This is a genomic window from Micromonospora sp. LH3U1 (genome assembly GCF_028475105.1).
Taxonomy (GTDB): Bacteria; Actinomycetota; Actinomycetes; order Mycobacteriales; family Micromonosporaceae; genus Micromonospora.
The window spans coordinates 5,186,107-5,200,015 of sequence record NZ_CP116936.1 but is presented as its reverse complement, the minus strand read 5'-3'; the positions used below and the strand labels follow the sequence as shown (position 1 = coordinate 5,200,015).

Genomic DNA, 13,909 nt, shown 5'->3' with positions numbered 1-13,909 from the left:
ATCGTAGGCCCGTCGTCCCGTCGGCGCGCGACAGCGGACGTCGGGTCGATGTCTGCCGCTCGCCGCCGTCCGGTACGTGACGGTCGACATATCCCTTCGGGGTCGGCGGTGCTGGCCCGGACCGGTAAGGATGAGGGAGATAATTGCGGCTTACGGCGGGGGAGAGCGTGGCGAGCAGGACAAGTCGGGACGTGCTCAGTCGAGGGCTGGGGGTCCTGCGGCAGGCGATCCGCGAGCAGCCGCGGATCTTCGCGGTGGCGGTCGTCGGTAGCGTGCTGTTCGGTGGAATGATCATCGTCAGTGCCCGGGTCGTCGGGACGGTCATCGGCGAGGTGGCGCTTCCGTCCATCGAGCGCGGCGAGGTGGGCGCCGGCACCCTGTGGCTGGCCGCGGCCGCCCTGTTCGGGATCAGCGTGCTGCGGGTGGTCGGCATCTTCGGCCGCCGGATCGGTGCCGGCTACATGCAGTACCGGCTCCAGGCCTCCTACCGCCGCCGGGTCACCCGTCGGTACCTGGAGCTGCCGCTGTCCTGGCACCACCGCAACTCCACCGGCACCCTGCTGTCCAACGCCAACTCGGACGTGGAAGCGGCCTGGTACCCGATCGCGCCGCTGCCCTTCGCCGTCGGCACGCTGGTGATGCTGGTCGGCGCGATCGTGTCGCTCTTCGCCACCGACTGGGCGCTCGCCCTGGTCGGCCTCGCGGTCTTCCCCGCGCTGTTCGCGCTCAACGTCGTCTACTCCCGCCGGATGGCACCCCGGCAGGCCCGAGCGCAGCGCCTGCGCGCCGAGGTCAGCGGGATCGCCCACGAGAGCTTCGACGGCGCCCTGGTGGTCAAGACGATGGGCCGCGAGGCCCAGGAGACCGCCCGGTTCGCGGGCCGCGCCGGCGAGCTGCGCGATTCGTTGATCGCGGTCGGCCGGCTGCGCGGCGTCTTCGACCCACTGCTGGAGACGCTGCCCAGCCTCGGCACCCTCGCCGTGCTGGTGGTCGGGGCGTTCCGGCTGCGCCAGGGCGCGATCAGCGTGACCGAGCTGGTCAGCGTTGCCTTCCTCTTCACCGTGCTGGCCTTTCCGGTGCGGGCCATCGGTTGGGTCCTGGCCGAGCTGCCGCGCAGCGTCGCCGGCTGGGACCGGGTCCGCCGGGTGCTCGACGCGACCGGCGAGATGCCGTACGGACAGCGCGTGCTCGACCCGGCCAGCCCTGGCCCGGCCACCCTCACCTTCAGCGACGTGCACTTCTCCTACCCGCCGGCCGAGGCGCACCAGCCCGGCGCGCAGGTCCTCGGCGAGGTCGGCTTCACGGTGTCGGCCGGCCGGACGGTGGCCCTGGTCGGGCCGACCGGTGCCGGTAAGTCCACCATCGCCTCGCTGGCAGTGCGCCTCGTCGACCCGGACTCCGGCGCGGTCACCCTCGACGGGTTGGACGTGCGCGAGCTGACGGCCGCGTCGATGGCCGGCACGGTGGCCCTGGTCGCCCAGGTGCCGTTCGTCTTCGACGACACGGTCCGCGCCAACATCGCCCTGGACCGGGCGGGCATCGACGACGAGGCCGTCTGGGCGGCGTTGCGGCTGGCCGAGGCGGACGGGTTCGTCGCCGCGCTGCCCGATGGTCTGGACACCATGGTCGGCGAGCGGGGCACCTCGCTCTCCGGTGGGCAGCGGCAACGGCTCACCCTGGCCCGCGCGCTGGCCGGCCGACCGCGTCTGCTGGTGCTCGACGACGCGACAAGCGCGGTGGACCCGCGGGTGGAGGCGGCCATCCTGGCCGGGCTGCGATCGTCGACGGCCGAGCCGGGGGTCCCGGCGGCGTCGATCCTGGTGGTGGCGTACCGCCGGGCCACCATCGCGCTCGCCGACGAGGTCATCTACGTGGAGCAGGGGCGGGTGGTCGCCCGGGGCACACACACCGCGTTGCTGGCCAGCGTGCCCGGCTACGTCGACCTGGTCACCGCCTACGAACAGGCAGAGGTCGAACGCGCGCAGGAAAGCTCGTACGGCGACGAGGTCGCACCGCTGCCCTCGGGCCTGGAAATCGAGGTGGACCGGTGAGCGCGAGGAGTGCAGCGAAGCGGAGCCCCGCAGTCGCGAACGAAAGGCCAGCCCGGTGAGCGCGAGGAGTGCAGCGAAGCGGAGCCCCGCAGTCGCGAACGAAAGGCCAGCCCGGTGAGCGCGAGGAGTGCAGCGAAGCGGAGCCCCGCAGTCGCGAACGAAAGGCCAGCCCGGTGAGCGCGAGGAGTGCAGCGAAGCGGAGCCCCGCAGTCGCGAACGAAAGGCCAGCCCGGTGAGCGCCAAGACTGATGAGCGGGACGAGAGGGCCGAGACGACCTGGCAGACGCTGCGTCGGGGCCTGGCGCTCTCGCCGGAGCTACGGACCGGCCTGGCCGGCACGCTGGCCCTGGCGTTGGTCTACATGGTCGGTCGGGTGGCCGTGCCGGTCGCCGTCCAGCAGGGCATCGACCGGGGGATCGTCGGTGGCCTGAATCTGAATGTGGTCTGGTCGGTGGCGGCGATCACGACGGCGATCCTGACGATCACGACGATCTGCGGCTACCTGATGATGCGCCGGCTGTTCACGGTCAGCGAGACCGCGCTGGCCAACGTACGGACGCGGGCGTTCCGGCACGTGCACGACCTGTCGATGTTGCACCAGCAGTCCGAGCGGCGCGGCTCGCTGGTCTCGCGGGTGACCAGCGACGTCGACCAGATCACCCAGTTCCTCCAGTGGGGCGGGGTGATCCTGCTGGTCAACCTCGGTCAGTTGGTGGTCACGACCGCCGTCATGCTCGCGTACTCCTGGCAGTTGACCCTGGTGGTGTTGGCGGCGTTCCTGCCGGCGGTGCTCGTGATCCGGCAGCTGCAACGTCGCCTGGGCGCGGCGTACGCGACGGTGCGCCAGCGCACCGGCACGTTGCTCGGCGCGATCGGCGAGAGCGTGGTGGGCGCGCCGGTGATCCGGGCGTACGGGATCGCGGGGCGTACCGCGCGGCGGCTGGACGAGGCTATCGACGGGCAGCGCCTGGCGCAGCAGCGGGCGATCCGGATCAGCATCGTGGGCAGCTCGGTCGGTGAGCTGGCCGCGGGGCTGGCACTGGCCGGTGTGGTGGTGCTCGGGGTGACGCTGGGGGTGGACGGCACGCTGTCGATCGGCCAGCTGACCGCGTTCCTCTTCCTGGTGACGCTGTTCATCCAGCCGGTGCAGATCGCTACCGAGGTGCTGAACGAGGCGCAGAACGCGATCGCCGGCTGGCGTCGGGTGCTGGACGTGTTGGACGTCGCTCCGGACGTGGCCGACCCGGGGGAGCAGGGTCGGGAGCTGCCGGGCGGGCCGCTGGACATTCGGTTCGCGGGTGTGCGGTTCGCCTACCCGGGTGGCCCGCCGGTGCTGCACGACATCGACCTGGAGATCCCGGCGAAGAGTCGGGTGGCGGTGGTCGGCGAGACCGGCAGTGGCAAGACCACCTTCGCCAAGTTGCTGACGCGTCTGATGGACCCGTCGGCCGGGGCGGTGCTGCTGTCCGGGGTGCCGCTGGCGGAGGTCCGGTTCGATTCGCTGCGTTCCCGGGTGGTGATGGTGCCGCAGGACGGGTTCCTCTTCGACGCCACGGTGGGGGACAACGTCCGGTTCGCCCGGCCGGAGCTGACCGACGAGCAGTTGGGTGCCGCCTTCACCGAGCTGGGCCTGTCGGACTGGCTGGACGGGCTGCCAGCGGGTCTGGACACGCCCGTCGGGGAGCGCGGTGAGGCGCTCAGCGTCGGGGAGCGGCAGCTTGTCGCGTTGGCCCGGGCGTACGTGGCCGATCCGGATCTGCTGGTGCTGGACGAGGCGACCAGCGCGGTGGACCCGGCGACCGAGGTGCGGTTGCAACGCACCCTGGACGCGGTCACCAGAGGTCGGACCACCCTCGCGATCGCGCACCGGCTCTCCACGGCGCAGGCCGCCGACGAGGTGATCGTGGTGGACCGGGGACGGGTGGTGCAACGCGGTCCGCATGACGAGCTGGTCCGCGACGCCGACTCGGTGTACGGGCTGCTCTACGCCTCCTGGCTGGAGCAGACCCGGTAACGAGGGCGCTGTTGTGGTGGACGTCGCTGGCCGGGTGCTCTAGGCTCCGGGTTAGGTAAGCCTAACCTTTGAAGGAGTCGCGCCCATGCGGCCCAACCCCGCCGAGATCGTTCGGACCCTCGTCGCCGGCCGCCTGCCCGGTCTCGTCCACCTGGCCCACCGGCCGGGCCCGCACCACGCCCGGCACGTGACCGACCCGGACGGGCAGGTGCTGCTGCTGGTGCCGGTGGCCAGCCACCTGGCCGCGGCACTGCAACCGGCCGAGGGGGCAGCGACGTCGCGGTGGTGCTCGACGTGCTCGACCTGCCGCCCGCCGCCGGTGCGCCCGGCCTGGGTCGGGCGTGGGTCTCCGGCTGGGCTGCCGAGCTGCGCGGCGACGAGGCCCGTGACGCGGCGGTCGACTTCGCCGTGGTGGAGCCGACCGGCGACCTGCTCGACCTGGGCACCCGGTTCCGGCTGTTCCGCTTCGAGGTGGTCGAGGTCCGCTGGGAGCGGGCCGGCGTCGTGCACCGGGTCGACCCGGTGGCGTACGCCGAGGCCGAGCCGGACCCGGTGCACCCGGTCGAGGCGCGCCTGCTCGCCGACCTCGCCGAGCGCGACGGCGCCCAGGTGACCGAGTACCTGCGCCGCCAGCTCGGGTTGACCGAGCAGACCCCGGACGGGCCGCCGCGGGTGGTGCGCATCGACCGTTACGGGCTGGTGGTCGCCATCGGCCGACCCGGAGCCCGGCGTCGGATCCGGCTGGCGTTCCCCGGCCCGGTGACCGACCCGGCCGAGCTGCCGCGGCTGCTGCCGCCGCTGCGACTTCCGGCCGACGCCCGCCCGCCGCGCTGACCCCTAGGAGGGCAGCGGTCCGGTGAGGTAGCGCTGGATCGTGGGCCCGATCGCGGCGACCAGGGTCTCCGGGTCCGCCGAGGCGACCGGTTCCAGGCGCACCACGTGCCGCATCATGGCCAGGCCGATCATCTGGGTGGCCACGAGGGAGCCGCGCATCGGCAGCTGGGCCGGATCGACGTCGAGGTGCTCCAGCACCCGGCGTAGCACCTGGGTGGTGACGAACTCGCGCAGCAGTCGGGCGGTCCACTCGTTGCTCACCGCGGAGCGCAACAGTGCCTGCGCGGCCGTGCCGGCTGGCGAGTCCCAGATGGCGAGGAAGGCGCGTACCAGCCGTTCGCCGATGCCGTCCCGGTCGCCCGCGAGCACCTTCGGCAGCATCTCGGCCGGGTCGATCGGCGCGTTCATCGCGGCGAGGAAGAGCTGGTCCTTACTGCCGAAGTAGTGATGCACGAGAGCCGGGTCGACCCCGGCGGTGGCGGCGATGGCGCGGATCGAGGCGGCGTCGAAGCCGCGTTCGCCAAACGCCGTCCGCGCGGCGTCGAGGATCGCCTCCCGGGTGTCCGGGTTGCCGGGTCGCCGGCCGGTCCGCCGCGTCATCGCCGCCCTTCGTTCGTCCACCTGGGCAGCCGTGGGCCGGCCGGCCCACGGCGTCGCAGTCTCAGCCGCTGCGCCGGCGCAGGGTGGCCGCCGCGAGCACCAGAGCCAGCACCGCCGCGCCGAGCACCACCGCCACGTCCCGCCACATCCTGCCGGTCGGTTCGGCGTGGGCGCCGACCTCCTGCAACGCCTCGACGGCGTACGACAGGGGGAAGGCGTCACTGAGCGCCTGGAGCCAGCCGGCCATCTGGTCGCGGGCCACGAACAGCCCGCAGAGCAGCAGTTGGGGGATCACCACGACTGGCAGGAACTGTACTGCCTGGAACTCGGTGCGGGCGAAGGCGCTGCAGAGCAGCCCGAGGGCGACACCGAGCACGGCGTCGACGACCGCGATCCCGATCACCAGCCCGATGCTGCCGGCAGTGTGCAGATCGAAGATCCAGTACGCCACACCGGCGGCGACCGCGGCCTGCACGGCGGCGGCCAGCCCGAACGCGATGCCGTACCCGAAGAGCAGGTCGAGCTTGCCCAGCGGCGTGGTGAGCAGCCGTTCCAGGGTGCCGGAGGTGCGTTCCCGGAGCATGGCGATGCTGGTCACCAGAAACATGATCACGAAGGGGAAGATCCCCAGCATCACCAGCGCGATCCGGTCGAACGTCGTCGGCTGCCCGGGTGGGGTCGGCTGGTCGGCGTACATGAAGTAGACCAGGGTGAGCAGGGCCGCCGGCACCACCACGAGCAGCGCGATGGTCCGCCGGTCGTGCCGGAGTTGACGCAGGATGCGGCCGGTGGTGGCCGCCAGGATCCGGGGGTTCATGACTTCTCCTGTCCGGTCGTCGCGTGACCGGCCTCGCTGGCGCGGATCAGGCGCAGGAACGCCTCGTCGAGGTCGTCCACGCCGGCGGCGGCGCGGACGGCGGCCGGGCTGTCGTCGGCGATCAACCGGCCCTGGCGGATCAGCAGCAGCCGGTCGCAGCGGGCCGCCTCGTCCATGACGTGACTGGACACCAGCAGGGTGGTGCCGGCGGCGGCCATCGCGTGGAACCGGGCCCACAGATCGGCCCGGAGCACCGGGTCCTGACCGACGGTCGGCTCGTCGAGGATGACCAGCTCCGGCTCCCCGACCAGGGCGCAGGCCAGTGAGGCTCGGCTGCGTTGACCGCCGGAGAGGGTGGCGACGAGTTGGCCGGCCGCCTGGGCCAGCCCGACGTCGCTGATCGCCCGGTCGGCCTCGACCCGGCCCCGCCCGTACAGGGCCGCGAAGTAGCGGGCGTTCTCCCGGACGGTCAGGTCGGCGTAGACGCTCGGCGCCTGGGTCAGGTAGCCCACCTGGTGCCGCAGCGCGGGGGAGCCGGCCGGTTGACCGAGGACGGTGACCGTCCCGCCACTGACCATCTGCACCCCGACCACCGCGCGCATGAACGTGGTCTTGCCGCTGCCACTGGGGCCGAGCAGCCCCGTGACGGCGCCGCGCGGAACGGTGCAGCTGATGCCGTCCAGCACCCGTCGTCCGCCCCGGTCGACGACCAGGTCGTGGACGGCTATCGCGTCGTCCATCACGCACCTCCAAGGAAACTCATCATCCGTTGAACTCAACGCTAGATGAAATTCGGATCCCGACGCAACCGCCACGACCGGCGATTGACCGCCTACCGTTGCGCCGAGCGCGAGAACGGGCAGTAGGCTCCGGACCGGACACCGAGTCCGCCAACGGGCATTGCGTACCGATCGGACGTACGGCACGATGGCTCGGTGGGTCACGCTCCGTTACCGGATAGCGGTTTTCTTGAAGACTGGGCCGCGCGATTGCGGCAGGCCGCCGAGCGGCCGGTCGTCGGCATCCTGCTGCGCGGCAGTCACGCCCGCCGCGCCGCCACCGCGCACAGCGACGTCGACCTCGACGTGTTGGTCGGCGGCGCCCCGTACGCCGCCCGGCGGGCCTACCTGGCCGAATCCGCAGGCCAGGTCACTCACGTCTCGGTAGCCGCCCGCGACGTCCGCTCCTGGGTGCACCGACTCGGAGAACCTGCCGACTGGGCGTTCGGATTGCCGGTCACCGCGCCAGCACGGCTGCTCTGGGCCGACCCGCACTGGCGGCCCCGGATCGACCTCCCGGTGCTCTGCCAGCCCGCCGAGCCACCCCGACTCGAGGAGCTGATCGCCACGCTGGGTAAGGCCGCATCCGCCCGGGCCGCCAACGACCGCCTCGGGGTCCGGCTCGCCGTCGCCGACCTGGCCCGGCTCTGCCCATCGGTGCTGCGCCCGGCCAACCCGTCGGTGCGGGTCTACTCCCGCCGGGCGGCCTTCGCGGCGGCCCTGGAACTGCCGGTGGCCCCACCCGGCTACCGGGCGGACATGCTGCTCTGCCTCGGACTGCGCCCGAGTGCCACCGGCCAGCTCTGGGCCGCCGCCGTGCGGCTGGTCGCCGGCACACTGCCGTTGATCCGGCCGTACGCCGAGGAGATCGCCGACACGGCCGGCGCGGACCTGGCCGCCGCCCTGGTCGACGGCCGGCTGGATCGCTACGTGGCCCAGTTGGCCCGGCCCGCGGGGTTTCCGTCGCAGCCCAGACGGGAGCGGTCGCCGGTGCCCGCACCGCGTGCGGGACAATTGGTCACTGTGCCCGTACCTGACCCGCCGGTGACCGGCGACCCCAGCGTTCCGAGCGACCCGGTGGCGCCCGTCCCGGCCCGCCCGTCCCGGCTCGACCCGGCCATCGCGGCCCGGCTGCGCCGCAGCGCCGACGGTCTGGTCGCCGCCGTGGTCCGCGCGCACGACTCCGGCGAGGTGCTGATGGTCGCCTGGATGGACGACGAGGCCCTGCACCGCACCCTCACCACCGGCCGGGCCACCTACTGGTCGCGTAGCCGACGCGAATACTGGGTCAAGGGCGCCACCTCCGGGCACCACCAGTACGTCCGCTCGGTCGCACTGGACTGCGACGGGGACGCGCTGCTGGTGAGCGTGGACCAGGTCGGCGCCGCCTGCCACACCGGGCACCGGACCTGCTTCTTCACCGAACTGCCCGTCACCGCCCCGGAGGCACGGCCATGACCGACGGCACCGTCAGCCCCGACCTGGCCACCTTCACCGAGCTGGCCGCCGACTGGCGGGTGGTGCCGGTCACCCGGCGGCTGCTGGCCGACGCGGAAACCCCGGTCGGGGTCTACCGGAAGCTGGCCGGTGGACCGGGCACGTTCCTGTTGGAATCGGCGGAGCAGGGCGTCGGCTCGGCCGGCATGGCCTGGTCGCGGTACTCGTTCATCGGCGTACGCAGCAGCGCCACCCTCATCGAGCGGGACGGGGTGGCGACCTGGCTCGGTCAGCCGCCGGCCGGGCTGCCCACCGAGGGTGACCCGGTGCGCGTGCTGCGGGAGACGGTGGCGGCGCTGGCCGGCCCGGTCGGGGACCCGTCCGACGGTCTGCCGCCGTTGACCGGGGGCATGGTCGGCTACCTCGGCTACGACCTGGTTCGTCGCTTCGAGCGGTTGCCCGAGCTGATCGAGGACGACCTGGGCGTGCCGGAGCTGGGCATGATGCTCGCCACCGACCTGGTGGTGCTCGACCACTACGACGGCTCGGCGATCCTGGTCGCCAACGCGGTGCTGCCGCCGCTGGACGCCCCGGACCGCGCCCCGCAGGTCGCCGCCGCGTACCACCACGCCGTGGGCCGGCTGGACTCGATGACCAGCGCGTTGTCCCGGCCCATCCCACCGATGATCTCCACTGTGGAGCGTCCGCCGGCCGGGGAGGTGCTCTGTCGTACGCCGGACGGCGGTTACCCGAAGGCGGTGGAGGCGGCGAAGGAGGCGATCCGGGCCGGCGAGTGCTTCCAGATCGTGCTCTCCCAGCGCTTCGAGCGGTCGACCCACGCCGACCCGCTGGACGTCTACCGGGTGCTGCGTACCAGCAACCCGAGCCCGTACATGTACCTGTTGCGTTTCGACGGGTTCGACATCGTCGGCTCGTCCCCGGAGGCGCACCTGAAGGTCACCGGAGCTGCGGACGGGCGGCGCCGGGCGCTGCTGCACCCGATCGCCGGCACCCGTCCGCGCGGGGGCACCCCCGCCGCCGACACCGCGCTCGCCGCGGAGCTGCTCGCCGACCCGAAGGAACGGGCCGAGCACGTGATGCTTGTCGACCTCGGCCGCAACGACCTGGGCCGGGTCTGTCAGCCCGGCAGCGTGGAGGTGCCCGAGTTCGCCACCATCGAGCGGTACAGCCACGTCATGCACATCGTCTCCACCGTCACCGGCACGCTGCGTGACGACCAGACGGCCTTCGACGCGCTCGCCGCGACCTTCCCGGCCGGCACGCTCTCCGGCGCGCCCAAGGTGCGGGCCATGGAGATCATCGAGGAGCTGGAGCCGGTCCGCCGCGGCCTCTACGGCGGCACGGTCGGCTACTTCGGCTTCGGCGGCGACCTGGACATGGCGATCGCCATCCGGACCGCGCTCATTCGCGACGGCCGTGCCTACGTGCAGGCCGGGGCAGGGATCGTCGCCGACTCGGATCCCGCCGCCGAGGACCAGGAGACGCGGAACAAGGCCGCCGCCGTGCTGGCGGCGATTGCCGCCGCCGAGACTTTGCGGCCAGCTCGGTGAGCGCGAGGAGCGCAGCGCAGCGGAGCCCCGCAGTCGCGAGCGAAAGGCCAGTTCGGTGAGCGCGAGGAGCGCAGCGCAGCGGAGCCCCGCAGTCGCGAGCGAAAGGCCAGTTCGGTGAGCGCGAGGAGTGCAGCGCAGCGGATCCCCGCAGTCGCGAGCGAAAGGCCAGTTCGGTGAGCGCGAGGAGTGCAGCGCAGCGGAGCCCCGCAGTCGCGAGCGAAAGGCCAGTTCGGTGAGCGCGAGGAGTGCAGCGCAGCGGATCCCCGCAGTCGCGAGCGAAAGGCCAGTTCGGTGAGCGCGAGGAGTGCAGCGCAGCGGAGCCCCGCAGTCGCGAGCGAAAGGCACGACCGGTGAGTGCCGGCGAGAGGTCCGCGGTGGGCCGGCGCGAGCTGACGTACGCCGTCCTGCTCTGTCTGGCCGGCGCGGGCCTGGCGCTGTGGGCTGCGACGCGGAACTGGTCGGTCGAGCTGACGGTACGCCCGGCGCCGCTGCCGCCGGTGCGCGACACCCGCAGCGGTGCGGGCCTGCTGCCCTGGCTGCCGGCGTTGGCCCTGGTGACGTTGGCCGGCGGTGGCGCGGTGCTGGCCACCCGGGGTCGACTGCGCCGGGTGCTCGGTGTGCTGCTCGGCGCGCTCGGTCTGGCCGTGGCGGCCGGCGGCGGGTACGGGCTCGTTGCCGACGTCGGCGGTTCGGTGAGCCGGCAGTGGCCGGCGCTCTGCCTGGTCGGTGGCCTGCTGGCCGCTGCGGGCGGTCTGTGGACGGCGCTGCGCGGCGGCGACTGGCCGGCGATGGGCGCCCGGTACGAAAGGCCGATGCGGACCGCCCCGGAGACCGCGTCGACGCCGGCCGGCCCGGCGGTATCGCCGACTCCGATGGCCGGGCGGCGCACCACCGAGGCGTGGGAGGCGCTGGACCGGGGCGAGGACCCGACGGCCGACTGACGCGACGGCCAGTGCGGCCGACGGGTGTCAGCCGACGGGCTGGCGCTCCCGCTGCACTGAGCGACTGGCGGCGCGCGCGGTGGTCAGTTCGGCTACCAGGCGGTTCAGCTCGGCGCGCTGGTCGGCGCGGGCGCGGTCGGCGCAGACGGCCTCCCAGGCGTTGCCGCGTGCGGTTCGCATCCGTCCCTCGCCCACCACGGCCCGTTCCAGGGTGTGCACCACCCCGACGGCGAGCGACGCCACCGTCCGCGAAATGGTGGTCAGCCCGATGGTCGGTTGCGGCTCGGAAATGCTCACGGTCACCTCGCACGAGGAGTTGCGACGGTCGGGGCAGGCGCGCCATCGAGTCTGCCTGAGGACGATGCTGGCCCGCTGACGTTTCGCCGCGGTGACCGCCCGGTCAACTGTCCCGTCTCGGCCGTGAACAGGGACCGTCCGTTCGGCCTTGAGCTTGCTCACAGCATCGACCGGCGTCGTTGTCGTGAGGCGTCGGCCGGAAAGTGGTGGCATGATCGATGGATCGGCCCGGTCTGACCGTGGCCGCCAGGCTCCATACCGCGTGACGGTGGTCGATACCGGAGGTGGCGCTGCGTGACATCCCGTTCACGGCAAGTCGGCCATTATGCCGCAGCCCTTTTCGTGAGCAGCGCCATACCCCCGGCGTCCGGCGTCGGTCGGGTGCCCCTAGCATCGGCCCATGACGCCCGGAGAGGGGAGTCCGTTGGTGACTGCTGAGCATGCGCACGCGGAGGGGGACGAGGCCGGTCAGGCAGCGTCCGTAAGCGTGCTCGACGAGATTCTGGCTGGGGTGCGTGAGGACGTCGCCCGACGCCAGGAGCAGGTTCCGCTGGAGCGGATCCGTGAACTGGCAGCGGCTGCGCCGCCGCCACTGGACGCGTACGCGGCGCTGCGCAAGCCCGGCGTGGCCGTGATCGCCGAGGTGAAGCGCTCGTCGCCGTCCAAGGGCCGGCTGGCCGAGATCGCCGATCCGGCCGATCTGGCGGTCGACTACGCGGCCGGCGGGGCGCGGGCGATCAGCGTGCTGACCGAGGGGCGCTGGTTCGGCGGCTCACTGGACGACCTGGCGGCCGTCCGGGCCGCGGTCACCGTGCCGGTGCTGCGCAAGGACTTCGTGGTCTCCAGTTACCAGGTGCACGAGGCGCGCGCGCACGGCGCCGACCTGGTGCTGTTGATCGTCGCAGCGCTCGAGCAGAACGTGCTCATGGGCCTGCTGGAGCGGATCGAGTCGCTGGGCATGACCGCGCTGGTCGAGGTGCACGACGAGGAAGAGGCCGACCGCGCCCTGGAGGCCGGCGCGCAGGTGATCGGGGTCAACGCCCGTGACCTGCGTACCCTGGAGGTCGACCGGTCGGTGTTCGAGCGGATCGCGCCCGGCCTCCCCAGCAGCGTCGTCAAGATCGCCGAATCCGGCGTTCGTGGCCCGCACGACCTGATCCGGTACGCCTCCGCGGGTGCCGACGCGGTCCTCGTGGGCGAGGGCCTGGTCACCCAGAAGAGCCCGCGCGAGGCGGTTGCTGAGCTGGTCAACGCGGGCAACCACCCGGCAACGCCCCGGCCGGTGCGCTGACCCCGCACCGGCGTGACCTCCCACCGAGAGGAATTCCGATGAGCGCCGACGCGCTGGCCCCGCTGGCCGGCTCGCAGCCCGACTCCGCCGGCCACTTCGGCCGCTTCGGCGGTCGGTTCGTTCCCGAGGCCCTGGTGGCCGCGCTGGACGAGCTCGACGGGGCGTGGCGCACGGCGATGGCGGACGAGTCCTTCCGGGCCGAGTTCGGTGCGCTGCTGCGCGACTACGCGGGCACGCCGTCGCTGCTCTACGAGGCCCGGCGGTTCTCCGCGAGGATCGGCGCGCGGGTGCTGCTCAAGCGCGAGGACCTCAACCACACCGGCGCGCACAAGGTACGCAACGTGCTCGGCCAGGCGCTGCTCACCAAGCGGATGGGCAAGACCCGGGTGATCGCGGAGACCGGTGCCGGCCAGCACGGCGTGGCCACCGCGACGGCCGCGGCCCTGTTCGACCTGGAATGCGTGGTCTACATGGGCCAGGTCGACACCGAGCGGCAGGCGCTCAACGTGGCCCGGATGCGGATGCTCGGCGCCACCGTCGTCCCGGTCACGAACGGCTCGCGCACCCTCAAGGACGCGATGAACGAGGCGATGCGTGACTGGGTGGCCAACGTCGACGAGACGCACTACCTGATCGGCACCGCCGCCGGCCCGCACCCGTTCCCGGCGATGGTCCGCGACTTCGTCCGGGGCATTGGTGACGAGGCCCGCCAGCAGTGCCTCGACCTCACCGGCACGCTGCCGGACGCGGTCACCGCCTGCGTCGGCGGCGGCTCCAACGCGTTGGGCATCTTCCACGCCTTTGTCGGCGACGAGGACGTGCGTCTGTACGGCTTCGAGGCCGGCGGCGACGGTGTGGCCACCAGCCGGCACGCGGCCAGCATCACCGGCGGGTCGGCCGGCGTGCTGCACGGCGCCCGCACCTACGTGCTGCAGGACGCCGACGGGCAGACCCTGGAGTCGCACTCGATCTCCGCCGGTTTGGACTACCCGGGTGTCGGGCCCGAGCACGCCTGGCTGCACGACACCGGCCGGGCGAGCTACCTGCCGGTCACCGACGACGAGGCGATGGCCGCGTTCGAGCTGCTCTGCCGCACCGAGGGGATCATTCCGGCGATCGAGAGCGCGCACGCGCTCGCCGGCACCCTCACGCTGGCTCCGAAGCTCGCGGCCGAGCTGGGCCGGGAGCCCACCATCGTGGTCAACCTCTCGGGGCGGGGCGACAAGGACGTGCACACCGCCGGCGACTACTTCGGCATCCTCGACAAGGAGCGGTGA

Annotated in this window: 11 protein-coding genes and 2 pseudogenes; 9 read left to right on the top strand and 4 right to left on the bottom strand. The window is 72.8% G+C overall.

From position 1 onward, the window contains the following. Positions 1-167 precede the first annotated feature (167 nt). From PCA76_RS23645 to PCA76_RS23635, 3 genes and pseudogenes are all read left to right on the top strand, one after another. Entirely contained in the window at positions 168-2,051 is a 1,884-nt protein-coding gene (locus PCA76_RS23645) for an ABC transporter ATP-binding protein (RefSeq protein WP_272612658.1), read from the top strand. Between the two features lie 232 nt (positions 2,052-2,283). Beyond that, positions 2,284-4,065, top strand: a complete 1,782-nt coding sequence (locus tag PCA76_RS23640; protein WP_272612657.1) for an ABC transporter ATP-binding protein — start codon at positions 2,284-2,286, stop codon at positions 4,063-4,065. A gap of 85 nt (positions 4,066-4,150) precedes the next feature. After that, a pseudogene (locus tag PCA76_RS23635) lies at positions 4,151-4,899 on the top strand (DUF2470 domain-containing protein). A 3-nt stretch (positions 4,900-4,902) separates the two neighbouring features. On the opposite strand, the gene PCA76_RS23630 reads toward PCA76_RS23635, so the two are convergent. The 3 genes from PCA76_RS23630 to PCA76_RS23620 all read right to left on the bottom strand — a co-directional run bounded on the left by PCA76_RS23630 (position 4,903) and on the right by PCA76_RS23620 (position 7,056). Next, positions 4,903-5,499 carry a TetR/AcrR family transcriptional regulator gene (locus PCA76_RS23630; protein WP_272612656.1) on the bottom strand — a complete coding sequence of 199 codons (597 nt, stop codon included), beginning with the start codon at positions 5,497-5,499 and terminating at the stop codon, positions 4,903-4,905. A 61-nt stretch (positions 5,500-5,560) separates the two neighbouring features. Continuing rightward, positions 5,561-6,316 carry an ABC transporter permease gene (locus PCA76_RS23625; protein ID WP_272612655.1) on the bottom strand — a complete coding sequence of 252 codons (756 nt, stop codon included), beginning with the start codon at positions 6,314-6,316 and terminating at the stop codon, positions 5,561-5,563. Then, on the bottom strand, positions 6,313-7,056 hold the full coding sequence (locus tag PCA76_RS23620; RefSeq protein WP_272612654.1) for an ABC transporter ATP-binding protein: 744 nt from the start codon (positions 7,054-7,056) through the stop codon (positions 6,313-6,315). Before PCA76_RS23620 ends, PCA76_RS23625 begins: the two co-directional genes overlap by 4 nt. 195 nt (positions 7,057-7,251) lie before the next feature. Between PCA76_RS23620 and PCA76_RS32685 the strand changes: the two are divergent. From PCA76_RS32685 to PCA76_RS23600, 4 genes and pseudogenes are all read left to right on the top strand, one after another. After that, positions 7,252-7,938 (top strand): annotated as a pseudogene (locus PCA76_RS32685) (phosphoribosyl-AMP cyclohydrolase); the annotation flags it as partial. A gap of 180 nt (positions 7,939-8,118) precedes the next feature. Continuing rightward, on the top strand, positions 8,119-8,553 hold the full coding sequence (hisI, locus tag PCA76_RS23610) for a phosphoribosyl-AMP cyclohydrolase (protein WP_272619557.1): 435 nt from the start codon (positions 8,119-8,121) through the stop codon (positions 8,551-8,553). After that, on the top strand, positions 8,550-10,103 hold the full coding sequence (locus tag PCA76_RS23605; RefSeq protein WP_272612653.1) for an anthranilate synthase component I: 1,554 nt from the start codon (positions 8,550-8,552) through the stop codon (positions 10,101-10,103). Before hisI ends, PCA76_RS23605 begins: the two co-directional genes overlap by 4 nt. A 350-nt stretch (positions 10,104-10,453) precedes the next feature. Further along, positions 10,454-11,044 carry a Trp biosynthesis-associated membrane protein gene (locus PCA76_RS23600; protein WP_272612652.1) on the top strand — a complete coding sequence of 197 codons (591 nt, stop codon included), beginning with the start codon at positions 10,454-10,456 and terminating at the stop codon, positions 11,042-11,044. Between the two features lie 27 nt (positions 11,045-11,071). Here the strand turns inward: PCA76_RS23600 and PCA76_RS23595 are convergent, their stop codons facing one another. Beyond that, entirely contained in the window at positions 11,072-11,341 is a 270-nt protein-coding gene (locus PCA76_RS23595) for a hypothetical protein (protein WP_272612651.1), read from the bottom strand. Between the two features lie 487 nt (positions 11,342-11,828). Between PCA76_RS23595 and trpC the strand changes: the two genes are divergently transcribed. Further along, a complete protein-coding gene (trpC, locus tag PCA76_RS23590) occupies positions 11,829-12,632 on the top strand; it encodes an indole-3-glycerol phosphate synthase TrpC (RefSeq protein WP_172862221.1) in 804 nt (267 codons plus the stop codon). 38 nt (positions 12,633-12,670) lie between these two features. Then, positions 12,671-13,909: a tryptophan synthase subunit beta gene (gene trpB / locus PCA76_RS23585; protein ID WP_272612650.1), complete on the top strand. Its 1,239-nt coding sequence runs from the start codon at positions 12,671-12,673 to the stop codon at positions 13,907-13,909.

Coding starts and splice junctions, on each gene's coding strand:
- PCA76_RS23630 (WP_272612656.1), bottom strand. CDS start 5,499: ATGACGCGGCGGACCGGCCGGCGACCCGGCAACCCGGACACCCGGGAG.
- PCA76_RS23625 (WP_272612655.1), bottom strand. CDS start 6,316: ATGAACCCCCGGATCCTGGCGGCCACCACCGGCCGCATCCTGCGTCAA.
- PCA76_RS23620 (WP_272612654.1), bottom strand. CDS start 7,056: ATGGACGACGCGATAGCCGTCCACGACCTGGTCGTCGACCGGGGCGGA.
- PCA76_RS23605 (WP_272612653.1), top strand. CDS start 8,550: ATGACCGACGGCACCGTCAGCCCCGACCTGGCCACCTTCACCGAGCTG.
- trpB (WP_272612650.1), top strand. CDS start 12,671: ATGAGCGCCGACGCGCTGGCCCCGCTGGCCGGCTCGCAGCCCGACTCC.